This window comes from Nocardioides pelophilus, assembly GCF_014180685.1.
In the GTDB taxonomy this organism is placed as follows: Bacteria; Actinomycetota; Actinomycetes; order Propionibacteriales; family Nocardioidaceae; genus Nocardioides; species Nocardioides pelophilus.
This window is the reverse complement of sequence record NZ_JACEHF010000055.1, coordinates 1-21915: the sequence shown is the minus strand read 5'-3', so window position 1 is coordinate 21915 and position 21915 is coordinate 1. Positions and strand designations below refer to the sequence as shown.

The window sequence follows — 21915 nt, the reverse complement described above, 5'->3', positions numbered from 1 at the left end:
GCCGCCTAGTGCGGCCCGGCGGCCCGGCGGTCAGGCCTTCAGCTGGCCCACGTCCTGCTCCTCGTCGAGGAAGTAGCTGTCGAGCAGGTTCTGGCTGACCCGGTCGCCCCAGGCGAGGAGCCGGCGGCGGCCCCACGCCGTGCGGCCGAGCAGCCGGTAGCGCACCGTGTTGAGGACGGCGATGTACAAGTGCGCCCACGGCGGGCGCAGCGGCAGCCCGAACTCACGCATGCTCGTCGGGCCCAGGAAGGTCGTGAGCATGCTCAGCAGCCGCTCCTGCTCGTAGCGAGCGCGGAGCCACTGGAGCCGCCGCGGCCAGCCCGGGTAGGAGCGCTCGCGTTGCGCCGCGACGATCGCCCGGGCGAGCTGCGGGCCCGCCTCCGAGATGTCGGCCTGGGCGAGCAGCACGTGGTAGCTCTGCCGGTGCCGCTCCCACTCGTCGTCGACGAGGAAGTCGGCGTCCACGCCCATCAGCCAGCCGACGTACTTCCACAGGTGCATGAGCGCACGGGCGTCGCGGGAGCCGACGCGGACGCCGAGCCCGCGGCAGCCGATGATGAGGACCCCGTCGAAGAGGAACAACGTGGACGCCTGGTCGGCCTGGTTGATCGGCAGGCCCCACCGCTCGGTGTCCCAGCGCGGCTCGAACGTGGCGTTGACGAGCGCGTGCATCGCGCGCACGTGCACGGTCAGCCTCCAGGCCTCGCCGCCGGGCGTCCCGGCCATCGGCGGGCGGAGTGAACCGGGACGGGTCAGCTCGACGACCCACTTCTGGGTCTCCCCGAGCCGACGGCGGGTGCTGTCCCCCACGAGACCGCCGGTGGCCACGAGCAGGTCGGCGGGGCCGCCGAAGCGGTAGCCGCCGATCAGGGCGAGCTGGGTGAGGACGTCGGCGGCGTTCTGGCCGAGCCGGCGCGCCACCAGCGCACCCTCGTCCACGAGATCCCAGTCGACCCACTCCGGGACCTGTTCCACCTCGGCGCAGAAGGCGGCCAGCGCCTCCGGCGCATCCGGTACGGCGACGATCCCGCCGGCCAGCGCCGTACGCAGCTGCTCGAAGGTGACCCGTCCCGGCTGGCCGGCTCGCATCCGGATCGCGTCCGCGAGCGCGGCTCCGAGCTCGTCCCGCTCACCGAACGCGCGCCCGATCCGGTCCATCAGCGCCTCGTCGACGTCCTTGACCCGGCCCATCACCCGCAGCGGGCGGCCGAGCCGCACGCTGCGGGCCTCCGCCTCGCGGAACCGGGTCGGATAGGCCCCGACGGGGGCGTCCGTGCGGGCGACCTGCTGGTGAGTCGTCATGCCTCATTGTGACGCGAGTGATTGCTCGCATACAATTCGCGTCATGCGGAAACAACCCCGGCAGGTCCGGTCCCGGCAGATGGTCGAGCGGATCGTCGCGGCGGGACGGTCGGTGCTGGTCGAGGACGGGTACGACGCCTTCTCGACCAACCGGGTCGCCGCCGCGGCCGGAGTGAGCCCGGGCTCGCTCTACCAGTACTTCCCGGACAAGACGGCGATCCTCGAGGTCGTGGTCGACCGCTACAGCGAGGAGACCGCCGAGCGAGTCGCGGCCGCGATGTCCGACCGGATCGGGGGCACCGGGCTGGCGGTGGTGCGCGACATCGTCGACGCGCTGCTGACCGCGCTCGAGGCCGACCGCGCGCTGCTCCGGGTGGTCAGCGAGGAGCTGCCCCTGGCCCGCAGCCGGGCCCGGCGCGACACCCTGGAGCGACGGATCAGCGAGCTGGCCGCGACCTACCTCCTCGCCCGGCCGGAGCACAGCCGTCGGCCGAACGCGCCGATGGCGACGTGGGTGACCGTGCTGGCGATCGAGACGATCGCCATCCGCTGGGTGCTCGACCAGCCGGCGATCGAGCGCGACCAGCTGATCGACGAGATCGTCGCGCTGGTGGGTGGCTACCTGGTCTCGTGACCGGTCAGCGCCAAGCCGACACCGAGCCCGATCATCGACGTACCCCCGATCGCGCCGAGGGCGCTGCCCCGGCGTACCGACCCCGCGAACCAGTCGCGTGCGCGGCCCGCGGCGAGCGCCCACACCGAGTCGCACACCAGGCCCACCACGACCGCGAGCGAGCCCAGCACGAACATCTGCACCGGCACCGCGCTGCGGTCGGGATCGACGAACGGCGGCAGCAGGGCCGCGAAGATCAAGAACCCCTTCGGGTTGCTGACGCCCACCACGAAGCCCTGCCGGGTCGCGGTGCGCCACGGCAGCGGGCCCCGCTGCGCCGAGGACACGACCTGCAGCTCGCGCCGGTGGCGCAGCGCCTGCACGCCGAGCCAGACCAGGTAGGCGGCGCCGGCGAGCTTGATGACGGTGAAGACCACGATCGACTCCGCGACAATCGCGCCGAGGCCGAGCGCGACCAGGGTCATCACGACGAAGAGACCCGCCGTGTTGCCGACCACGCTGGCCAGCGCGACCCGGTGGCCGTACGACACCGCCCGGCCGACGACGAAGACCACGCTCGGGCCGGGGATGACGATCACGACCAGCGCGGCCACGCCGAAGCCGAGCAGCTGGTCGAGGCCGACCATCAGTCCGCCGCGGACCCGTCGGCGGTGCTGGTGTCGGTGCTGGCGTCGGAGGTGCTGGCGTCCGACCTGTCGGCCTCAGGCCCGGCGGCCTTCGTCGGCTCGCCGTAGACCCCTTCGTCGGCGGCGCGGCCGGCCTTCTTCAGGTGCTTGTTGAGGCTCCAGCCGAGGAACGCCACCGCGAGGCACAGGCCGATGAAGATCACGAAGCCGATCGGACCGGCCACCACGTCCTCGTCCTTGGGGGCGGCGAGAATCAGATCGACCATCATGAGGTCATCCTCCCACTGACACCTCGACGCCGGTGAAGAGGTCGTCCTCCGGCACCTCCGTCGGGACGTGGCTGGCCACCAGCTCGTAGTCCTCGGTCGGCCACACCTTCTGCTGGAGCTCGCGCGGGATCGCGAACCAGAAGCCGTCGGGGTCGATCTGGGTGGCGTGCGCGAGCAGCGCCTGGTCACGCACGCCGAAGTACTCACCGCACGGCACCCGGGTGGTCACCCGCTTGTCCCACTCGGGGTCGAGGCTCCACTGCTCGAGGCGCTCGGCGTAGGGGGACTCCAGGTCGTGCTCGAGCATCGCCTCGTGCAGGGCGACCATCTTCGGGCGGTTCCAGCCGTGGTGGTAGTAGAGCTTGCTGACCTGCCAGGCCGCGCCGAGCTCAGGGGCGTACGACGGGTCGCCGGCCTTCTCGAACGCGAACACCGAGATCTCGTGGCACTTGATGTGATCGGGGTGCGGGTAGCCGCCGTTCTCGTCGTACGTCGTCATCACGTGCGGCCGGAAGCTGCGGACCAGCCGGATCAGCGGCGCGGCCGCGTCCTCCAGCGGCACCAGCGCGAAGCAGCCGTCGGGCAGCGGCGGCTTCGGGTCGCCCTCGGGCCAGCCGGAGTCGACGAACCCGAGCCAGTCCTGGGTGACCCCGAGGATGTCGCGCGCCCGCTCCATCTCCTGGCGCCGGATCTCGTGGATGTTCTCGAGGATGCCCGGCCGGTCCATCTTGGGGTTGAGGATCGAGCCCCGCTCACCACCGGTGCAGGTCGCGACGTGCACGTCGACGCCCTCCGCGACGTAGCGAGCCGTCGACGCCGCGCCCTTGCTCGACTCGTCGTCGGGGTGCGCGTGCACGTGCATCAGACGCAGACCGGTACGCATGCCCGTCATCGTAGGAGTCGGCGCCATGCGAGCATGAACCGGTGAGCGCTCCGCATGATTCCCTCCGAGACCGGTACCGGACGGGGTGGTCCGACCGCCAAGTCGTCCTCTTCGGCCTCACCGTCAGCCTCGGGACGCTCATCATCGTGACGTTCAGCGCGATCGTCGTCGTGGCGTTCGCTGCCGTCTGGACGTGGATCACGATCGCGCAGTCGGACCCGCCGGTGTCCTCGGAGCTGATCTCGTCCGAGATCGTCGACGACCACACCGCGACCGCCGTGATCCGGGTGCAGTGGGGCGACGAGCCGGTCGCCGCGCAGTGCACGGTGCGAGCCCTCGCCCCCGACAAGGCGGTGGTCGGTCAGGCGACGTTCGAACCGGGCCCGGACGACGGCCCCGACCACACGGTGGAGATCGCGACCGAGCGCCGGGCGACCGCGGTCGAGAACATCGGGTGCACCGCCGAGGGGCAGCCCCGACCGCGCTGAAATCGGCGGGACGGGCCCTGGCTTGATAGGCTTGTCAGTCTGTCCGGCCTCGAGTCGGCGCCCGACCGGGCTCACCCAGAGCGAGCCGGCAGCGCCTCCGCGACCGAACGCCATCCCGTCCGACAACGGGGTCCCGCAACAGCTGCGGGCGAGACGATCCGGACCACGCACGAACGATCAGATCCGCTTATTTTCAGGAGTACCCGATGACGCAGACCGACCAGACGATCTGGCTGACCCAGGACGCGTACGACAAGCTCCACGCAGAGCTCGAGGACCTCAAGGGTCCGCAGCGCGCCGAGATCGTCGCCCGGATCAGCGCGGCCCGCGACGAGGGTGACCTGAAGGAGAACGGCGGCTACCACGCGGCCAAGGACGAGCAGGGCCGCATCGAGCTGCGGATCCGTCAGCTCGAGGACATGCTGCGCAAGGCCGAGGTCGGCGAGACGCCTCCCGACGACGGTGTCGTCGAGCCGGGCATGGTCGTCACCTACAAGTTCAAGGGCGACAGCGACGACGAGGCCGAGACGTTCCTCCTCGGCGCCCGCGAGATCGAGCCCGAGGGCCTGACCGTCTACTCGCCGCAGTCTCCCCTCGGCAGCGCGATCCTCGACCACAAGCGCGGCGAGACCGTGTCCTACACGGCCCCCAACGGCAAGCAGCTCGAGGTCGTCATCCTCGACGCCAAGCCCTACACCGGCTGACCCGGGGCGGGTCAGCCGCGGTCGACGACCGTGTAGCCGTGCTCGCGCAGCCGCTCGAGCAGGGCCTCGGCGTGCGGCTCACCGCGGGTCTCCAGCTGGAGCTGTACGTCGACCTCATCGAGCAGCAGGCTCGGTGAGATCCGCTCGTGCACGACCTCGAGGACGTTGGCGCCCGCTTCGCCGACCTGGGCCAGCAACCGGGCCAGGCCGCCGGGCACGTCGGCCAGCGTGACCTGGAGGTTGAGGTAGCGCCGCGCCGCGGCCATTCCGTGCCGGATCACCTTGCCGAGCAGCAGCGGGTCGATGTTGCCGCCGGAGAGGAGTACGACGACCGGGCCCGTGAACCGGCCCGCCTCCTCAGTGAGCGCGGCAGCCGCGGCGGCGCCGGCCGGCTCCACGACCAGCTTCTCCCGCTCGAGGAGGGCGAGCAGGGCCCGCGAGAGCGCTTCCTCGGACACGGTGAGCACGTCGTCGACGTACTCCTGAACCAGCCGGAAGGTCAGCTCTCCGGGCTGGCCGACCGCGATGCCGTCGGCCATGGTCGCCATCTGCGGCAGCCGGACCGGGTGTCCCTCGGTGAGCGACTGGGGGAAGGCGGCGGCTCCCGACGCCTGGACGGCGACCACCCGCACGTCCGGGCGCAGTGACTTCACCGCGACCGCGATGCCGCCGACGAGCCCGCCGCCGCCGGTCGGGACGAGGACGGTCGTTGCGTCCGGCAGCTGCTCGATGATCTCGAGGCCGAGGGTGCCCTGGCCGGCGATGATGTCGGCGTGGTCGAAGGGGTGGATCAGGACCGCGCCGGTCTCCTCCTCGAAGGCGCGGGCGGCTGCGAGACAGTCCTCGAGCACACCCGGCGTGAACCGCACGTCCGCGCCGTAGCCGCGGGTCGCCCGCTCCTTGGGGATGGGCGCGCCGTCGGGCATGAAGACGGTGGCGGCGATGCCGTGCTGCTGGGCCGCCAGCGCGACGCCCTGCGCGTGGTTGCCGGCCGAGGCGGCGACGACCCCGCGGGCCCGCTCCTCCTCGGACAGCCGGGCGATCCGGACCGCGGCGCCGCGGACCTTGAAGGAGCCGGTGCGCTGGAGGTTCTCGCACTTGAGGTGCACCGGCACGCCCGCGAGCCCCGACAGCCAACGCGACTCCAGCATGGGTGTCGGCACCGCCACCGCGTCGACCAGCGGCCGGGCGGCCTGGATGTCGGCGAGGGTCACCATCGGCCCAGCGGTTGATTCAGGCATCGTGCGGCCCGACGTGGGGGTGGGGATGGATGACATCGTCATCGAGCTCCTCGACTGCTTCATCGACCGGCATCTGGGACAGCTCGGCCAGGTGGAGTACGACAGCGTTCGCCGCTGCGGCGAGCGGCACGGCCACCAGCGCGCCCACCACGCCCGCGACGAGCACGCCGCCGGCAATCGCGAGGATCACGCCCAGCGGGTGCAGCGAGACCCATCGCCCGAGCAGGAACGGCTGGAGCACGTGGCCCTCGAACTGCTGCACCCCGATCAGGACCGCGAGCATGATCAGGGCCGTGATCGGCCCCTGGTCGACGAGGGCGACCAGCACCGCGACGGTGCCGGCGATGGTCGCGCCGATGAGCGGCACGAAGGCGCCGAGGAAGACCAGCACGCCGATCGCCAGCACGAACGGCACGTCGAGCACGGCGGCGCCGATCATCACGCCGATCGCGTCGACCGCGGCGACCAGCACCGTGGCGCGCACGAACTGGACCAGCGAGAGCCACGCGACCCGGCCCGAGCTGTCGACCCGCTCGCGCGCCACCCGGGGCGCGAGCCGGACCAGCCACGACCAGATCCGGTCGCCGTCCGCGAGGAAGAAGTACGTCGCGAACAGGGTGATGAAGAACCCGGCCACGACGTGTCCGACCGCGGCGCCGAGCTCGGTCACCTGGCTGATCGTCTCGCCGTCGCGGGAGCGCTCCTGGATCATGTCCTGGGCGCCCTTGATCCAGTCGTTGATCTGCGAGTCGCTGGCGTTGACCGGTCCGTCGCGGAGCCAGGCCCGGATCTCCTCCAGACCCTTGACCGTCTGGTCGGCGAGGTCCGACGCGCCGGTCGCGACCTGCTGGCCGGCGAAGGTGAGCAGCGCCGCGATCGCCCCGAGCCCGCCGACCACGACGATCAGCGCCGCCACGCCCTGCGGGATCCGCAGCCGGGTCAGCAGGTGGACGACGGGCCACGCGAGCGCACTGATCAGGAGTGCCACCGCGATCGGGATGGTCGCGACGGCGAAGAAGCTCACCAGCCACAGCAGGAGGTATCCCGCGGCGGCGATGACCAGCAGCCGCCAGGCCCAGGCGGCAGCGAGGTCGAGCCCCCACGGCACCTGCGCGCGGTCGAACCGGGAGGGCCCGGTCTCGATCGGGGCGGGTCCGCCGCGGCGCTCCTCGCGCACCAACGCCCACTGGGTCGCGAACCGCTGCAGGATGCTCTCGACGCTCTCGCCGTGCGCCTCGTCCTCGTGCTCGTCCGCACCGCGACGACGGCGGGGGAACCGGGGCCGGTGCCGGTGGTCGTCCGGCTCCTCCGCGACGCGCTCGTCGCGGTCGTCCGGCTCTCCGCCGGCGGGTCCCTCCTCGGTCACTGGCCCACCGTAGCGAGGGTCATGGCCAGTCGATAGGCGACATCGGGGTGCCGTCCGGCGAGCAGGCCGACCGCCATCAACAGGTACTGCTCGTCGACGACGATCCGCGCCCGCTCGGGCAGCTGCCAGCCCTCCGGTTCGTCGGCCACCACGAGGCCGCCCAGCACCCGCTCGGCGACGCCGGGGCGGCCGTGCCTCAGCACTCCCCCGCTCCCGATCACCAGCGCCACCTCGCGCAGGTCGACGCCGCTGCGCTCGACCACCCGCCCGTCCGGCGAGAGGACGACGCGCGAGCGACCCGCATGGCGTCGTACGGCGGTGGCGGCGGCCGCGCGCGCGATCTCCTCGTCGGCGGCGTACTCCTCGTCGGTCGTCGGCACGAACGAACCGGGCAGGCCCGCGGACTCCCGCATGCCGAGGTCGGCCTCGACCGTCCGGGTCGCCGCGGTGGGCGCGACCACCTCGTGGGCGAGCCCGTCGTCGGAGCGCTCGGCGTCGAGCGTCACGACCGAGTAGACGTCGGTCGTGGCGCCGCCGATGTCGACCACCGCGACGTCGCCGATGCCCGGCCGCTGCTCGTCGATGCCGTGGGCGAGCAGCTCGACGCCCGCGAGCACGACGTCGGGCGTCGGACCCTGCACGAACCGCGCGAGCTCGGCTCCCCGGGCGCTGAGGCCCTTGCCCGCGATCACGTGCTGCAGGAACTGCGCCCGCACCGCGGCGCGTGCGCTCTCGGGCGCCAGCACGCCGATCCGGGGCACGGCGTTGTCGGCGAGCACGTGGGGCTGACCGGCGAGGATCTCCGCGACCTCGGCGTGCGCCTCGACGTTGCCCGCCACCACCACCGGACCGTCGAAGGGCGAGTCCGCCACGGCGCGGGCGGCGTCGACGAGGGCCTCCCGGTTGCCACCGTCGGTGCCTCCCGTCAGGAGCACGAGGTCGACGTCGGCGGGCCTTGGTTTCGAGGCTCCTCGCTGCGCTCGTCGCACCTCAACCAGCGGCTGTTCCAGCGGTCGTTCCTGCGGCCCTTCCTGCGGCCGTTCCTGCGGCCGTTCCTGCGGTTGTTCCTGCGGTTGTTCCTGCGGTTGTTCCTGCGGCCGTTCCTGCGGTTGTTCCTGCGGCCGTTCCTGCGGTTGTTCCAGCGGCCGCTCCTGTGGCCCGTCCGGCAGTTCTTCCGGTGGTTGAGGTGCGAGCGCAGCGAGCCTCGAAACCACCTCGTCGTGTGCCAGCCCGGCCGCCGCGACGACCCCCACCACCTTGCCGCCGCTGGACAGGGCCACCCGGCGCCCGGCCTCGGCGGTCACCAGCGCCTCGTGGCCGACGACCGCGACCCGGAGGCCACCGCCGGCGCTCGAGCACGCGAGGACCTCCGCGGCACCCGCCCGATCGTCGACGGCAGCGATCTCTGCCCGGCAGGCCTCGACCGCGTCGAGCACGTCACCCGTCCCGAACGTCGGTCGCTGGGCGGTCGCGACCACCGAGGCCGTGGCGAGGTCGACGAGCAGCGCCTTGGTGTAGGTCGAGCCGACGTCGACGCAGAGCACGGTCCCGGCGGGGCGGAGCTCCGGGGACGACGGCTCAGCCAAGTGCTTGCTCGAGGTCGGCGACCAGGTCGTCGACGGTCTCGATGCCGACGCTGAGCCGCACCAGGTCGGCAGGGACCTCGAGGTCGGTGCCGGCGACGCTCGCGTGGGTCATCCGTCCGGGGTGCTCGATCAGCGACTCGACGCCGCCGAGCGACTCGCCGAGCGTGAACACCTCGGCGCGCTCGCACACCCGGAGCGCGGCTTCCTCGCCGCCGGCGCAGCGGAAGGACACCATCCCCCCGAACCGCTTCATCTGCCGCTGGGCGACCTCGTGGCCGGGGTGGGTCTCGAGGCCGGGATAGATGACGTCGTCGACCTTGGGGTGGCTGGTGAGGAAGTCGGCGATCCGCTCGGCGTTGTCGCAGTGCCGGTCCATCCGGACCGCGAGCGTCTTGAGCCCGCGGTGGGTGAGGAAGCAGTCGAACGGCCCGGGCACCGCGCCCATGGCGTTCTGGTGGAATCCGACCTTCTCGGCGACCTCGTGGTCGCGCACGACCACGGCGCCGCCGACGACGTCGGAGTGGCCGCCGACGTACTTGGTGGTGCTGTGGATGACGACGTCGGCGCCGAGGCGCAGCGGCTGCTGGAGGTACGGCGACGCGAAGGTGTTGTCGACGACCAACAGCGCTCCGGCCTCGTGCGCGACCGCCGCCAGGGCCTCGATGTCGCCGATCGACAGCAGCGGGTTGGTCGGGGTCTCGACCCACACCAGCTTCGTCTCGCCGGGCCGGATCGCGGCGCGGACCGCGTCGACGTCGTCGACCGGGGCGGGGCTGTGGGCAAGCCCCCACGGCGAGGCGACCTTGTCGAAGAGGCGGAACGTGCCGCCGTACGCGTCGTCGGGGATGACCGCGTGGTCGCCGGGCCGGCACAGCGCGCGCAGCAGCGTGTCCTCGGCAGCGAGGCCGGAGGCGAACGCAAACCCGCGCTCCCCCTCCTCGAGCGCCGCCAGCGCCCCCTCGAGCGCGGTGCGGGTGGGGTTGGCGCTGCGGCTGTACTCGTAGCCGCCGCGGAGGCCGCCCACCCCGTCCTGCTTGTAGGTCGAGGTGGCGTAGATGGGCGGGATCACCGCTCCGGTGGTCGGGTCCGGCTCGTAGCCCGCATGGATGGCGCGGGTCTCGAAGCCACTCTTGTCGCGATGCTCTTGGCTCACCCGGCGAGCCTACTCAGGGGCAAAGGTCGCTGGCTCGCTGGACGCGGCGATGCGAGCAGCGATCGCAACGACCTCGTCGAGCTCCCCGGACGCGATGTCGATGATGAAGTCGTAGGCCTCTTCGTTGTCCATCGTCAGCCGACGTCCGTTGACACCGAGGGTGGCGATGAGACCTGCCAGCGCCAGCCGTTTGTTGCCATCGACAAGCGCGTGGTTCTTGCAGATCGAATGCACCAGCGCGGCCGCCTTCTCGTGCAGGCTCGGATACGCGTCGTCGCCGAACACGGTCGTCGCCGGCCTCGCGACCGCGGACTCGAGCAGCCCGACGTCCCGGATCTCGACGGCATCCAGAGTTCGGCGCGCGATGTGCAGCAGGTCGTCGAGGGTCAGCAGCCGCACGGCTACTGACCGAGCCGCTCGAGCGCGACGGCATATCGGGGCAGCTCCCTGTCGAGCACGGCATCGAGGTCGGCCCGGGCATGCGACCGCTCCGCCTCGGCGAGGATCAGGTGGCGGATCAGCTCCTGCTTCGACATCCCCCGCGCCGAGCTGAGCTCGGCCAGGGCCGCGTCGAGCTCTGCGTCGGTGCGCAGCGTGAAAGCCATGATCGTCATGGTACTCCCCTTGGTATCAGAGTGATACCGACCAATATGCGGCACCTCCCCGGGCCCCGCGAACGGGTTTCCACACGAGCGATCGGCGGCGGTCGTAGCGCTGGGAACGCGCCGTCGTTGCTCCTTGATGTGACCACCCTCACCCGCGCCGCCCTCGGGACCCTCGTCGCCCTCCTCCTCGCCGCCGCGCCCCTCGTGCCGGCAGCAGCCGACGACCCGGCGCCGCCCGCCGACCCCGACCCGATCCGCGGTCTGGTCCTGCCGCCGTTGGACTCCTTCATCGGGCTGCTGCCGCCGCTTCCGGTGCCCGGCGCCGAGTACGCCGGCGACCTCTGCCGCTCCGGGGGCGACGAGTGCATCGACGAGGTGATCGCCAGGATGGAGACGCGGCTGGACGGCCTCGTCGCCACCTGCTCGCACAGCGCGATCTTCTCCCTCGCCTACCTGCGGGTCACCGAGAACGTGCGCGACGCCGTGCGGTCCGGCTACTTCGACGACGAGCAGTGGCTCAACCGGGTCGACACCGTCTTCGCCGAGCTCTACTTCGACACCACCAGCCGCTGGGAGAGCGGCCGGCGGACGAACATCCCGGGCGCGTGGCGGATCGCGCTCCAGGCCGAGGACGACCGCGCGGTGAGCGGCCTGGGCAACTTCATGCTCGCGATGAACGCCCACATCAACCGCGACTTCCCCTACGTGATCGCGAACGTCGGGCTCACCGCACCGGACGGCACCAGCCACAAGGCCGACCACGACCGCTACAACCAGCGGCTCGACTCGCTGTACGGCCCCGTGTTCGCGGAGGAGGCGCGCCGGTTCGACCCGAAGTTCGACGACATCGACGCCGGCACGATCGAGGAGACGGTCGCCGGGGTGATCATGCGCGGCTGGCGGGAGATGGTCTGGCGGCACGCCGAGCAGCTGGCGCTGGCCCGGAACCCGGTCCAGCGTGCGTTCGCCCAGCGCCAGGTCGAGACGTACGCCGCGCTCCAGGCGCTGATGATCCGACAGCTGTTCCAGACCCCGGACTCCACCGAGCGCGACGCCTGGTGCGCCGAGCACGGCGCCGATAGCTAGGGCCTTTCCCCGTTCGTCGTCGCCGCCCCGCCGACCGACCTAGCATCGCTGGATGAGCCTGCGCGCCCGACTGCTGTCGATGACCGCCGCGGCCGTGCTGATGCTCTCGCTCGGCGCGGCTGTCGGACCGTCGCCGTCGATCGCCGCCGAGGGCGAGGAAGCGACCGGCGACGGGCTGCTTCTCTATGCCGACTCGACCTGGACCGGGACCTACAGCCTGATCTCCGCCGACGGATCGACCTGGCAAAGGGGCGTGCGCGACCTCTTCCGGGGCGGCCAGGTCATCGACGCCGACTTCTCGCCGGACGGCGGTTCGATCGCGTTCCTGAGGACCTGCGCGACCTGTGAGCCGTCAGGCTGGAACCAGCCCAGCGCGCTCAGGATCCTGGCGTCGGGGGACCGGCGCGACCGACTTGTGTGGCAAGGCGTCAGCCTGACCGACTCGAGCAGGATGACCTACGCGGACGCCCTGGCCTGGTCCCCGGACGGCAGCGAGATCGCCACCTTCGAGGGCCCCGGGATCGTCGCGATCGACGTGGCGACCGGCGCCGAGCGGACCGTGCTCGAGTCGGGCGACGTCGTGATCAACACCTACGCCGGCTTGTCGTGGAGCGCCGACGACGAGATCGCCTTCGTCGGCAGCAGCCCCGGCTGCACGAACGAGCTGTGCTCACGCAACGACCTCTACGCGGTCGACGCCGGCGCGGGGAGCGCCCCGCAGCTGTTCGGCGGCTATCCCGGTGACGACGATCCCGACGACGTTTGCGCACCCCAGGCCCGTTGGTCGCAACCCGCGTGGTCCCCCGACGGCCAGACGATGGCGGCGTATCTCCGTGTCGAACGTGGCGACTGCCCGGCCGATCCAGGGGCGCGGCTGTGCAGTCTGCAGCTGGTGCGGGCCGACCGAGCCGAGTCGCTCCCGACGACGCTCCGGACGCTCGCGGGCGAGCGGGACTGCTTCGGGGACGAGAGCTCGGTCTTCTTCAGCGACCTGATGGAGCCGCGCTGGTCCGACGACGGCACTCGGGTGCTGACGGCGTGGAACGCCTATCTCCACTACGGATTCGCGGTCGCGTACCTCGTCGACCCCCTCGGCCCGGACCTCGACGTGGCGACGCTCGGCGATCTCGACCCCGCCACGCTCTACGAGCAGCTCCCCCTCCCCTTCGACTGGCAGCCCTGCCCCGGCGGCACCTGCGCGGCATGGGAGGAGCCCGTCCATGCCGACCGGGTCGCCCAGACCGCCGTCGCCTGCGGCCGAACCGCATTCCGCTGGACGGGCCCGCGCGGGGACGCCCTGGTCGCCAAGGGCGATCGCACCTGCACCTTCGTGCTCAGCAACAACGTCGCCCACGACCTGCTGCGGTTGGCTGCGGCTGCCGATTCCGGGGACCCGTTGGATCCGGGCGACGTGGTCGAGGCCCAGCTCGCGAGTCACGCCGAGGACTGGGTGATCGACCGTCTGGCGGCCCGGATGGCCTCCACCAGCCCCCGCTGGCTCCGCCGCGCGATCGGCGTCGACGTCTCCGACAGCCGGCAGTGGTACCTGCCGGGCGTGAGCCGGTTGCGGCTGGACGAGAACAACGGATGCATCCAGTTCGACGTACGCATCACCGGGGAGAACGAGGTGGTCCGGGAGCGCGTGCTCAAGTCCGGCACGCCCGCTCGGACCTGGCGGACGCAACGCGTGAACGGCCGCCGTACGACCGTTCCGGTCAGGCTCGGCCTCGTCTGCAACGAGCGCGGCGGCGCCGAGAGCAAACGGCCGTCGAGCGCGTGGACCCCGGCCTCGCAGGACCGCACCCTCTTCCGCGCCCGGTGGAACGGTTAAGACTTCCGTGAGGCTGGTGTGGGTCTTGCGCAGACGGGGAGACTGGAGGCATGTTCCTCTCCCGCCGCAAGACCGAGATGGTCGACCCAGCCGAGGCGCTCCCGGGGCGCTCCGAGCCCGCCTTCGCCCTGCCTGAGAAGCACGCCGTGCTCAATGCCCCCATCGTCACCGATGACGTGCCCGACGGCCTCGAGGTCGCCGAGTTCGGCCTCGGCTGCTTCTGGGGCGCCGAGGAGATCTTCTGGCAGGTCCCCGGCGTCTGGTCGACGTCGGTGGGCTACGCGGGCGGCACCACGCCGAACCCGACGTACGAGGAGGTCTGCAGCGGCCGCACCGGTCACACCGAGGCCGTCCGGATCGTCTTCGACCCCGACCAGGTCTCCTTCGCCGACCTGGTGAAGCGGTTCTTCGAGGTGCACGACCCGACCCAGGGCATGCGTCAGGGCAACGACGTCGGCACCCAGTACCGCTCGGCGATCTACTTCCACTCGCCCGAGCAGGAGCAGACCGCGCGCGAGCTGACCAAGGTGTACGGCGACGAGATCGCCCGCCGCGGCTACGGCGAGATCACCACCGAGATCGGGCCGGCGGGCAGCTACCACTACGCCGAGGCGCACCACCAGCAGTACCTCCACAAGAACCCCCACGGCTACCGCTGCCACGCGAACACCGGCATCCCGTTCCCAGCGACGGACTGAATCCCTCGACGCAGCGGCGGGACGTCATACGTCGGTGGACCTATCGCCCCTCAGCCGTATGACGTCCCGCGCAACGTCATACGTCCCTGGACCTATCGCCACTCAGCCGTATGACGTCCCGACGACGCCTGAGCGCTACCGCCCGTCCACTCCGAGCAGGAAGCCCCGGAGAGCCGACCTGAGCTGCTCCGGCGCCTCGACGTTCGGCAGGTGGCCGCAGGACTCGAAGACCTTCAGCTCCGCATGCGGCAGCGCGTCGACCATCAGCCGCGCCCGCTCCGGAGGGAACATGAAGTCGTCGGCCCCGGTCATGACGAGCGTGGGTGCGGTGATCTCCCGGAGGCGGTCGGCGACGTCCCAGCCGTCGAGCGCTGACCCGCCGCCCTCGCTGCCCTCGGCGCGCCAGACGGTGTCGGCCAGCCCGGCGCGCGCGGTGCCTGGCGGGGAGTGCGGGAGGTAGGCCGGCTCGAGCACGTCGAACACCTCCAACAGGTCGGCGGTGGTTTCGATAGGCGTCTCGAACGCGGCGAGCAGGCCGGGCTCCAGCCCGAGTCGTGCCAGGCCCGCCGTCATCGTCTCAGCCGCCGGGCCGCGAGTATCGGAGTCGCAGACGACCAGGTGGGTGAGGTGTTCGCCGTGGTCGAGGGCGTACTGCAGTGCGACGAAGCCCCCGTAGGAGTGGCCGAAGACAGCGACCCGGGCCAGTTCCAGGTGCGCGCGCAACGCGTCGACATCGGCGGCGAGCCGCGCCATCGTCAGGTCGCCGTCGCCGGTCGAGCGGCCGTTGGCCCGGAAGTCGAGATAGATGACCCGTACGTCGGGAACCAGCGCGTCGAACGCCGCGCGGAGGTAGGTGTGGTCGAGCCCGAGCCCTCCGTGCAGCACCAGCAGCGGCACGCCCGACCCGCGGTCGTCGTACCAGAGGGTCGCGCCGTCGTGCTCGAACGTGCTCATAGGCCCCCCTCGGGCGTCGTTGCGCTGGCCGCTACCGCTCACTGTGGGACCGGCAGCGGTACTTCCACAAGGAGCCGTACGGCTACCCCTCCGGATTGAGTACGACGACTCAGGCGCTCGGGCGCCGGTCGCCCGCAGGCTTGATGCATGACCAAGACGACCTACGCCTTCTACCTCCAGTCAGCCATCTCGTTCGGCGCGGCCCTGATGTTCGTGATCGGCGGCATCTACTTCCTCCCGGCCGACGGCTGGGTCCGCGCGTTCCTCTGCCTCGGCGCGCTGTTCCTGGTGAACTCCTCCTTCGCCCTCGCCAAGTGCATCCGCGACCAGCAGGAGGACCGGGCGGCCGAGCGCCACGTCGCTCCGTACCGGTGAGCCGCGCCGGTGCCGCGCCATCGTCACCAGGCTTCGGGAAGAATGGCGCCATGGCGGATCTCCCTCGCAGCGCGGCGGCGCGCACAGCACGACTGGCGGCGTTGCCGCTCGGGTACGCCGGTCGCACGGCCCTCGGCTTCGGCAAGCGCCTCGGCGGCGCGCCTGCCGAGGCGGTGATGAGCGAGATCCAGCAGCGCACGGCGGAGCAGCTGTTCCGCACGCTGGGCGAGCTCAAGGGCGGGGCGATGAAGTTCGGCCAGGCGCTGTCGATCCTCGAGGCCGCACTGCCCGAGGAGATGGCGGCGCCGTACCGCGAGCACCTGACCAAGCTCCAGGACTCCGCGCCCCCGATGCCGACGCAGACGGTGCGCGACATCCTGGCCGCCGACCTCGGCCCCGACTGGAAGACCCGGCTGGTGTGGCTCGACGGCGGGCCGACCGCGGCCGCGTCGATCGGCCAGGTGCACAAGGGCCGGTGGCACGACGGCCGTGAGGTCGCGGTCAAGGTGCAGTACCCGAATGCCGGAGAGGCGCTCGAGTCCGACCTCAAGACCCTGGCGCGGGCAGCACGCACCATCGGTCCGCTGATCCCCGGCGTCGACATCAAGCCGCTCATCGAGGAGGTCCAGGCGCGGGCCAAGGAGGAGCTCGACTACGAGCTCGAGGCCGAGGCGCAGCGCGAGTTCGCCGCCGCGTTCCGCGACGACCCCGACATCGACGTGCCCGATGTGGTCGCGGTCGGGCGCCGGGTGCTCATCACCGAGTGGCTCGAGTCGCCCGGCTCGCTGGCGTCGGTGATCGAGAGCGGCACACCGGAGGAGCGCGACCACTACGGCGAGCTGTACGTCCGGTTCCTCTTCTCCGGCCCCGCCCGCACCGGTCTGCTGCACGCCGATCCCCACCCGGGCAACTACCGGATCATCCCGAACGCCGACGGCTCGCCGGGCCGGCTCGGCGTCCTCGACTACGGCGCCGTCGCCCGCCTCCCCCAGCGGGGGCTTCCCGAGCCGCTGGGCCGGCTGGTCCGGCTCTGCGCCGCCGGCGACGGCGAGGCACTGATCGCCGGGCTCCGCGAGGAAGGCTTCCTGAAGGATCGGATCCACCTCGACCCGCAGCTGCTGATGGACTACCTCTCCCCGCTGGTCGAGCCCAGCCAGGTCGAGCGGTTCCGGTTCTCCCGGGCGTGGATGCGCGAGCAGTTCCAGCGGCTCAACGACCCGAAGGACCCGTCGTACACGATCTCGATCAAGCTGAACCTGCCGCCGTCGTACGTCCTGATCCACCGCACCTGGATCGGCGGCGTCGGCGTGATGAGCCAGCTCGAGGCCGAGGCGCCGTTCCGCGCGATCATGGCCGAGTTCGTGCCGGGCTTCGCCGAGCCCGTCGGCTGACCTACTCCCCCGTCTCGCCGTCGATCGACTCGCGCAGCAGGTCGGCGTGGCCGTTGTGCCGCGCGTACTCCTCGATCATGTGGAGCAGGATCCAGCGCAGGCTGAAGTGACGGTCGCCCTTCCGGGTCGCGCGCACCGACGGGGTCGCGAGTCCGGTCGGCTTCGCGATCGCGTCGTCGACGGCCCGGTCGGCGCGGGCGACCGCGTCGTCGAAGAGCGCCATCAGCTCCTCGGGAGTGTCGTCGGCCGCGGTGCGCCACTCCCAGTCGCGGTCGTTGTCCCAGTCGACGGTCGCGAACGGCGGCATCACCTCACCGCCCGCGAGCACCTCCTCGAACCAGTTCGACTCGACGAGGGCGAGGTGCTTCACGAGGCCGCCCAGGGTCATCGTGCTCGGTGCAAGCGTCCGCGCGAGCTGCTCCTGCGTGAGCCCCGCGACCTTCCAGCGAAGGGTGTCGCGGTGGTAGTCGAGGAAGGCCCGCAGGGTCGTGGCCTCGTCGGCCTCCAGCGGCGGGTCGGTCCGAGATGCGGCGTCCATGGGGTGACGCTAGCCGAGGAGCCCCGTCGCCGGCTCGCGGTCGGTGAGGCAGTAGGCGCGGCCGTTCGGGTCGGCCAGCACCGTCCAGTGCTCGCGGGTGTCCAGCACGCTCGCCCCCGAGCGCACGTGCCGCGCGGTCTCGGCGGCGCGATCGGTGGTCGCCCAGTCGAGGTGCGCGCGCACCTCCCCGTCCTGCTCCCCGAGCCGTTGCAGCAGCAGCCGCAGCGGGTGGCCCTCCGGCCGGAGCAGCGAGTGGAAGTCGGTCGACACTGCCGACCGGCGCTCCTCCCAACCGGTCAGGTCGCGCCAGAACTCGCTCTCACGCTCGTACGACGACGCCGGGACGTCGAGGCACACCTGGTCGACCAGCGACGAGTGCCCACCCGGCCAGGTCGAGGGGCGCGGCCGGGTCGCGGCCGCGTGGTCGACGAAGCAGAACGTGAACCCGCCGGGCGAGAGCAGCACGACGTAGCCGTGGTCGGCGACCACGGTGGCCCCGAGCCCGGCCGCCCGGTCGGCCGCCGCCCGCGGGTCCGGGACGTGGAGGTCCAGATGGACCCGGTCGCCGCCGGCGCCGCGGCGCTGGACCCGCAGGAAGGCGTCGCCGTCACGCGGGAGCAGGGTCGCGAACTCGGCGTCGTCGCCGCGAGGCGGGCTGACGTCGTACTCGGTCACCGACGACCAGAACCGCACGCCCGGCTCGAACCCGTCGGGCGCGAAGTCGAGGAAGGCGGAGATCCAGAAGGGGGTCACCCGGCCAACCTATGCGCCGGTCACCAGGCGCCGAAGACGTCGCCGCCGATCCGGACGATGAACGCCGAGACCACGACGATGAAGAAGACCCGCACGAACTTCGCGCCCCGGTCGACCGCGGTCCGCGCGCCGAGGTAGCCACCGGCCAGGTTGCACGCGCCCATCAGCAGACCGACCTTCCACAGCACCGCGCCGGTGGGGATGAACAGCAGGAGGGCGCCCAGGTTGGTGGCCCAGTTCGCCAGCCGCGCCTTCGCCGACGCCTCCAGGAAGTCGTAGCCGAGCAGGCCCACCAGCGCGAACACCAGGAAGCTCCCGGTGCCCGGCCCGAGCGCGCCGTCGTAGAAGCCGATCACGCCGCCGACCGTCATCGCCGCGACCAGGTGCTGATGGCCGGCGAACCGCAGCATCGTCTCCTCGCCGACATCGGGCTGGAGCACGACGTACGTCCCCAGCACGACCAGCACCACCAGCACGATCGGCTCGAACGCCTCCCGCGGGATCTGCGACGCGACCAGGGCACCCGCGAACGAGCCGACCAGCGCGCACACCATCAACGGACCGAACGTGCGGGGATCCGGCCGGATCCGGCGGTAGTACGTCGCCGCTGCCGCCGACGTGCCGCAGATGGAGGCCACCTTGTTGGTGGCGAGGATCTGCACCGGCGACGCCCCCGGGAGCCCGATCAGCAGCGCCGGCAGCTGGATCAGCCCGCCGCCTCCCACCACCGCGTCCACGAAGCCCGCTGCGAGCGCGGCCAGGCCGAGGAGGAGCAGGACGGTGAGGGTGGGATCGGACATCGTCCCTATTGTCGCGGGCAGTCGTCAGCGGACGAACTTGAAGTAGTGGTACCTGCCACTGTCGGCCTCGTTGATCCTGTCCCCTCCGTAATAGGCCCAGACCCGGAACTTGAAGCCGGCGATCCGTCGCGCGCCGCGGAGCCCGATGGCAGCCTTGCTGCGTTGGTCGAGCCGCACGCAGTGGTTGTCGACATCGCGCCACCGGCCGCCCGCGAGGACATCGATGTTGAAGTGCAGGCACTCGCGGGCGTGGTTCGGCAGCACCTTGCCGCGCACGATCACCGGCTCGTCCACCCGGTGCAGTCGCACTCCGCCCGCCATCCGTCCACTGCGCATCTCGGTGACGACCTTGGCAGCCACTCGCATGTCCTGAGCCCGGTCCCAGCTCGGGTCCCAGGAATCGTCTCCGGCGTACGTCACTTCGAAGTGGCCGCTCCTGCGCGCGACCACCGTCGTCCTGAGGTTGAGGTCAGCGCTCCGAGGGATCGTGAGCTCCGCGACCTGTCGACGGACACCTCTCCTGTCGACGCTCCAGATCACGACGTCCCGGTTCGCGGTCGGTCCGTCGAGGATGACGTTGATCGACACGGCCTCGCCGTAGGCGAAGCGTCGCTCCTCGACGCGCAGCCCGACGTAGGTGCGTCGCCTGACGGGAAAGGCGTACAGCTCCTTGTCGTCGACGATCGCGTAGAGCCGGTCTGCACCCCACTCGAGCCCGCGGGCTCGGATACCGGTCGTGTAGGCCGATGGATCGCCGAGCTGATAGGCCCGGATCCTCTGCGCCAAGCCGGGTCGGTAGAAGCTGACCTGGTCGCCACTGCCGAAGGCGACGGTGCCATCGGGGCCGACGGCGAGATCGGTGGCCCCCACTTGGATCGAGCCGATCGTCGAGAGGTCCGTCGCCGACAGGCGGTAGACGTAGGACTCGTGGTCGAGGAGGATCTCGCTCCCGTCAGGCGTGACGGCGATCGAGCTCGACCTCTGGCTGGAGGACGCGATCTGGTCCGCCGCGACGGTCTCGCCGTAGGTGATCTCCACGAGGCTCACCCCGTTCGTCGAGGCGACGAGGAGCCGGTCGGGCCGATCGGGCACACCCACGATCCGATGGATGAGGTCGAGGTCGACCGCTGGCGGGACGGGTAGCCGGACAACGGCTCCGTCCGCGGGATCGACGTACCCGAACACCTTGTCGGGGTCGGTCCTGCACGTGGTGGCGAACCAGAGCAGGCCGCCGTGCTGCGTGAGCCGATGGATCGGGCAGTCGTCGACATTGCCGGGGGCGATGGTCGACACGCCGTACGTCACCGTGTCGACGGCCACGATGCTCTGCGTCGAGCCGGTGGCGCTTCGCACCGTTGCGAACACAGTGCTGCCGTCCTCGCTCATGCTGAGGTCGTCCTGCCATCCCGCCATCGCGATCGTCGTCACCGGCGCCCCGTCGAGGTCGGTGACCAGCAGGCCCGACCTCTGCTGGGCCACGAAGACCTGGTCGTGGCCCTCGTCGACGACGATGTCCCGCCCTCCCGCCAGGGTGGCCACCTGCGGGGGCGTGTACTGGTAGTCGACCAGCTCGAGCGGCTCGACGCGTTCAGCCGGGGGCTGGGGCGCGACCGCCACGACGACACCCATGCAGAGGGCGGCCAGCAGCCACCCGAGTCGATTGCGCAACGGGCCCCCGAGACGTCGTACGAGACAGAACGACGGAAGCCTAGGTGGCGCCGGCGAGGCGCGCGGCCGATCGGCGGAAATGGGCGCGGCGTCAGCCGACCCAGAACCCCCGGCCGCCGAACCAGTCGCCGTAGGAGCCGGGACCGGAGCGGTCCCGCGGGCCGCGGGAGCCGAGGTAGGAGCCGACGACGGCGGCGCCGAGGTCGTCGCTCTCCGGGGCGATGACGGTGCCCTCGGCGCGGCGGGCCATGGAGTCGATGAACCGGGCGAGGCCGGGGTCGTCGCCGAGCCGGAAGAAGGTCGTCTGGGCTCCGAGCCGGCGGGCGTTGTCGAGCTCGCATACGGCGAGGGCGATCGTCATCGGGTGCGGTGGGTAGTTGAAGTAGACCTCGCCGTCGGGCTCGAGGTGGGAGGTCGGCTCGCCGTCGGTGACGATCAGCAGCACCGGCTGGGCGTTGGGGTGCTTGCGGAAGTGACGGTTGGCGAGCAGCAGGGCGTGGTGGAGGTTGGTGCCCTTGGCCCACCGGGCGTCGAGTGCGGTGAGCTGCTCGATGTCCATGGTCTCGGCGTGCCGGCCGAAGCCGATCAGCTCCAGCGAGTCGCCGCGGAAGCGGGTGCCGATCAGCGTGTGCAGCGCGAGCGCGGTGCGCTTCATCGGCACCCAGCGCCCGTCCATCGCCATCGAGAAGCTGGTGTCGACGCAGAGCGCCACGGCGGCCTGCGTCCGCGCCTCGGTCTCGGCGACCTCGACGTCCTCGATCGAGAGCCGCGGGCCGCTCGCGTCGCCGGCGCGACGGAGCACGCCGTTGAGCACCGTGCGCGGGATGTCCCAAGGCTCCGTGTCACCGAACTGCCACTGCCGGGTCGCGCCCGAGAGGTCGCCGGCCGCACCGGCCTGTCGCAGCTCGCGCTGACCCTGCCGCCCCGACAGCCGCTGGGCGACGTCGCGCAGCAGCGCCTTGCC

At 71.6% G+C, this 21915-nt stretch carries 24 protein-coding genes; 8 read left to right on the top strand and 16 right to left on the bottom strand.

All coding sequences use genetic code 11. The features are described from left to right. Positions 1 to 30: 30 nt before the first annotated feature. Positions 31 to 1302, bottom strand: a complete 1272-nt coding sequence (locus tag H0488_RS11205) for an oxygenase MpaB family protein (RefSeq protein WP_183099353.1) — start codon at positions 1300 to 1302, stop codon at positions 31 to 33. A 43-nt stretch (positions 1303 to 1345) separates the two neighbouring features. Here H0488_RS11205 and H0488_RS11200 point away from each other — a divergent pair, with 43 nt between their 5' ends. Next, positions 1346 to 1936, top strand: coding sequence for a TetR/AcrR family transcriptional regulator (locus tag H0488_RS11200; protein WP_220794472.1), 591 nt, complete (start codon positions 1346 to 1348; stop codon positions 1934 to 1936). Here H0488_RS11200 and H0488_RS11195 read toward each other — a convergent pair. The 3 genes from H0488_RS11195 to mca are packed head-to-tail and all read right to left on the bottom strand — an operon-like array spanning position 1921 to position 3714. After that, positions 1921 to 2562: a LysE family translocator gene (locus H0488_RS11195; RefSeq protein ID WP_183099352.1), complete on the bottom strand. Its 642-nt coding sequence runs from the start codon at positions 2560 to 2562 to the stop codon at positions 1921 to 1923. The genes H0488_RS11200 and H0488_RS11195 overlap by 16 nt on opposite strands. Further along, complete coding sequence (locus H0488_RS11190; RefSeq protein WP_183099351.1) at positions 2562 to 2831, bottom strand: hypothetical protein; 270 nt, start codon at positions 2829 to 2831, stop codon at positions 2562 to 2564. Before H0488_RS11190 ends, H0488_RS11195 begins: the two co-directional genes overlap by 1 nt. A 4-nt stretch (positions 2832 to 2835) precedes the next feature. After that, a complete protein-coding gene (gene mca, locus H0488_RS11185; RefSeq protein ID WP_183099350.1) occupies positions 2836 to 3714 on the bottom strand; it encodes a mycothiol conjugate amidase Mca in 879 nt (292 codons plus the stop codon). Between the two features lie 146 nt (positions 3715 to 3860). On the opposite strand from mca, the gene H0488_RS11180 reads away from it, so the two are divergent. After that, positions 3861 to 4202, top strand: a complete 342-nt coding sequence (locus H0488_RS11180) for a DUF4307 domain-containing protein (protein WP_183099349.1) — start codon at positions 3861 to 3863, stop codon at positions 4200 to 4202. A 206-nt stretch (positions 4203 to 4408) separates the two neighbouring features. Beyond that, the gene (gene greA, locus H0488_RS11175; RefSeq protein ID WP_183099348.1) at positions 4409 to 4906 is read left to right on the top strand and encodes a transcription elongation factor GreA; all 498 of its coding nucleotides are present in this window, start codon (positions 4409 to 4411) and stop codon (positions 4904 to 4906) included. Positions 4907 to 4917: 11 nt separating this feature from the next. Here the strand turns inward: greA and ilvA are convergent, their stop codons facing one another. Genes ilvA through H0488_RS11145 form a run of 6 tightly spaced genes read right to left on the bottom strand, consistent with a single transcriptional unit; the run spans position 4918 to position 10866 of the window. Next, positions 4918 to 6189: a threonine ammonia-lyase gene (gene ilvA / locus H0488_RS11170; protein WP_446685613.1), complete on the bottom strand. Its 1272-nt coding sequence runs from the start codon at positions 6187 to 6189 to the stop codon at positions 4918 to 4920. Next, a complete protein-coding gene (locus H0488_RS11165) occupies positions 6140 to 7513 on the bottom strand; it encodes an AI-2E family transporter (protein ID WP_312856294.1) in 1374 nt (457 codons plus the stop codon). Before H0488_RS11165 ends, ilvA begins: the two co-directional genes overlap by 50 nt. After that, positions 7510 to 9099 (bottom strand): glutamate mutase L, encoded by a 1590-nt coding sequence (locus tag H0488_RS11160; RefSeq protein ID WP_246371871.1) that lies wholly within the window; start codon positions 9097 to 9099, stop codon positions 7510 to 7512. Before H0488_RS11160 ends, H0488_RS11165 begins: the two co-directional genes overlap by 4 nt. After that, positions 9092 to 10252, bottom strand: a complete 1161-nt coding sequence (locus tag H0488_RS11155) for a cystathionine gamma-synthase (protein WP_183099347.1) — start codon at positions 10250 to 10252, stop codon at positions 9092 to 9094. The genes H0488_RS11160 and H0488_RS11155 overlap by 8 nt, the downstream gene beginning before the upstream one ends. Positions 10253 to 10261: 9 nt before the next feature. Then, positions 10262 to 10651, bottom strand: coding sequence for a type II toxin-antitoxin system death-on-curing family toxin (locus H0488_RS11150; protein WP_183099346.1), 390 nt, complete (start codon positions 10649 to 10651; stop codon positions 10262 to 10264). A 2-nt stretch (positions 10652 to 10653) separates the two neighbouring features. Continuing rightward, on the bottom strand, positions 10654 to 10866 hold the full coding sequence (locus H0488_RS11145) for a ribbon-helix-helix protein, CopG family (protein WP_220794471.1): 213 nt from the start codon (positions 10864 to 10866) through the stop codon (positions 10654 to 10656). Between the two features lie 129 nt (positions 10867 to 10995). Between H0488_RS11145 and H0488_RS11140 the strand changes: the two genes are divergently transcribed. The 3 genes from H0488_RS11140 to msrA are packed head-to-tail and all read left to right on the top strand — an operon-like array spanning position 10996 to position 14472. After that, complete coding sequence (locus H0488_RS11140; protein WP_183099345.1) at positions 10996 to 11943, top strand: DUF5995 family protein; 948 nt, start codon at positions 10996 to 10998, stop codon at positions 11941 to 11943. Positions 11944 to 11995: 52 nt separating this feature from the next. Continuing rightward, the gene (locus H0488_RS11135) at positions 11996 to 13774 is read left to right on the top strand and encodes a TolB family protein (RefSeq protein WP_183099344.1); all 1779 of its coding nucleotides are present in this window, start codon (positions 11996 to 11998) and stop codon (positions 13772 to 13774) included. A gap of 50 nt (positions 13775 to 13824) precedes the next feature. After that, positions 13825 to 14472 (top strand): peptide-methionine (S)-S-oxide reductase MsrA, encoded by a 648-nt coding sequence (gene msrA, locus H0488_RS11130; RefSeq protein ID WP_183099343.1) that lies wholly within the window; start codon positions 13825 to 13827, stop codon positions 14470 to 14472. Between the two features lie 135 nt (positions 14473 to 14607). Here the strand turns inward: msrA and H0488_RS11125 are convergent, their stop codons facing one another. Next, positions 14608 to 15426 carry an alpha/beta fold hydrolase gene (locus tag H0488_RS11125; RefSeq protein ID WP_183099342.1) on the bottom strand — a complete coding sequence of 273 codons (819 nt, stop codon included), beginning with the start codon at positions 15424 to 15426 and terminating at the stop codon, positions 14608 to 14610. A 147-nt stretch (positions 15427 to 15573) separates the two neighbouring features. On the opposite strand from H0488_RS11125, the gene H0488_RS11120 reads away from it, so the two are divergent. After that, on the top strand, positions 15574 to 15801 hold the full coding sequence (locus H0488_RS11120) for a YiaA/YiaB family inner membrane protein (protein ID WP_183099341.1): 228 nt from the start codon (positions 15574 to 15576) through the stop codon (positions 15799 to 15801). 50 nt (positions 15802 to 15851) lie between these two features. Continuing rightward, positions 15852 to 17192, top strand: coding sequence for an ABC1 kinase family protein (locus H0488_RS11115; protein WP_183099340.1), 1341 nt, complete (start codon positions 15852 to 15854; stop codon positions 17190 to 17192). Position 17193: 1 nt separating this feature from the next. Here H0488_RS11115 and H0488_RS11110 read toward each other — a convergent pair whose 3' ends face one another. The 5 genes from H0488_RS11110 to H0488_RS11090 form a co-directional block, all read right to left on the bottom strand. Beyond that, complete coding sequence (locus H0488_RS11110; protein ID WP_183099339.1) at positions 17194 to 17730, bottom strand: DinB family protein; 537 nt, start codon at positions 17728 to 17730, stop codon at positions 17194 to 17196. A 9-nt stretch (positions 17731 to 17739) separates the two neighbouring features. Further along, entirely contained in the window at positions 17740 to 18483 is a 744-nt protein-coding gene (locus H0488_RS25000; RefSeq protein ID WP_183099338.1) for a VOC family protein, read from the bottom strand. Between the two features lie 20 nt (positions 18484 to 18503). Beyond that, complete coding sequence (locus tag H0488_RS11100) at positions 18504 to 19283, bottom strand: TSUP family transporter (RefSeq protein WP_183099337.1); 780 nt, start codon at positions 19281 to 19283, stop codon at positions 18504 to 18506. 24 nt (positions 19284 to 19307) lie between these two features. Next, positions 19308 to 20951, bottom strand: coding sequence for a hypothetical protein (locus H0488_RS11095; protein WP_183099336.1), 1644 nt, complete (start codon positions 20949 to 20951; stop codon positions 19308 to 19310). A 91-nt stretch (positions 20952 to 21042) separates the two neighbouring features. Beyond that, positions 21043 to 21915 (bottom strand): vWA domain-containing protein (locus tag H0488_RS11090; RefSeq protein ID WP_183099335.1); only part of this gene is annotated, 873 nt, incomplete at its 5' end.

What these genes read in the sequence shown, in the direction of transcription:
- H0488_RS11205 (WP_183099353.1), bottom strand. Translation starts at nt 1,302, where the DNA reads ATGACGACTCACCAGCAGGTCGCCCGCACGGACGCCCCCGTCGGGGCC.
- H0488_RS11200 (WP_220794472.1), top strand. Translation starts at nt 1,346, where the DNA reads ATGCGGAAACAACCCCGGCAGGTCCGGTCCCGGCAGATGGTCGAGCGG.
- H0488_RS11195 (WP_183099352.1), bottom strand. Translation starts at nt 2,562, where the DNA reads ATGGTCGGCCTCGACCAGCTGCTCGGCTTCGGCGTGGCCGCGCTGGTC.
- H0488_RS11190 (WP_183099351.1), bottom strand. Translation starts at nt 2,831, where the DNA reads ATGATGGTCGATCTGATTCTCGCCGCCCCCAAGGACGAGGACGTGGTG.
- mca (WP_183099350.1), bottom strand. Translation starts at nt 3,714, where the DNA reads ATGCGTACCGGTCTGCGTCTGATGCACGTGCACGCGCACCCCGACGAC.
- greA (WP_183099348.1), top strand. Translation starts at nt 4,409, where the DNA reads ATGACGCAGACCGACCAGACGATCTGGCTGACCCAGGACGCGTACGAC.
- ilvA (WP_446685613.1), bottom strand. Translation starts at nt 6,189, where the DNA reads ATGACGATGTCATCCATCCCCACCCCCACGTCGGGCCGCACGATGCCT.
- H0488_RS11145 (WP_220794471.1), bottom strand. Translation starts at nt 10,866, where the DNA reads ATGACGATCATGGCTTTCACGCTGCGCACCGACGCAGAGCTCGACGCG.
- H0488_RS11135 (WP_183099344.1), top strand. Translation starts at nt 11,996, where the DNA reads ATGAGCCTGCGCGCCCGACTGCTGTCGATGACCGCCGCGGCCGTGCTG.
- msrA (WP_183099343.1), top strand. Translation starts at nt 13,825, where the DNA reads ATGTTCCTCTCCCGCCGCAAGACCGAGATGGTCGACCCAGCCGAGGCG.
- H0488_RS11125 (WP_183099342.1), bottom strand. Translation starts at nt 15,426, where the DNA reads ATGAGCACGTTCGAGCACGACGGCGCGACCCTCTGGTACGACGACCGC.
- H0488_RS11120 (WP_183099341.1), top strand. Translation starts at nt 15,574, where the DNA reads ATGACCAAGACGACCTACGCCTTCTACCTCCAGTCAGCCATCTCGTTC.
- H0488_RS11115 (WP_183099340.1), top strand. Translation starts at nt 15,852, where the DNA reads ATGGCGGATCTCCCTCGCAGCGCGGCGGCGCGCACAGCACGACTGGCG.
- H0488_RS11110 (WP_183099339.1), bottom strand. Translation starts at nt 17,730, where the DNA reads ATGGACGCCGCATCTCGGACCGACCCGCCGCTGGAGGCCGACGAGGCC.
- H0488_RS11100 (WP_183099337.1), bottom strand. Translation starts at nt 19,283, where the DNA reads ATGTCCGATCCCACCCTCACCGTCCTGCTCCTCCTCGGCCTGGCCGCG.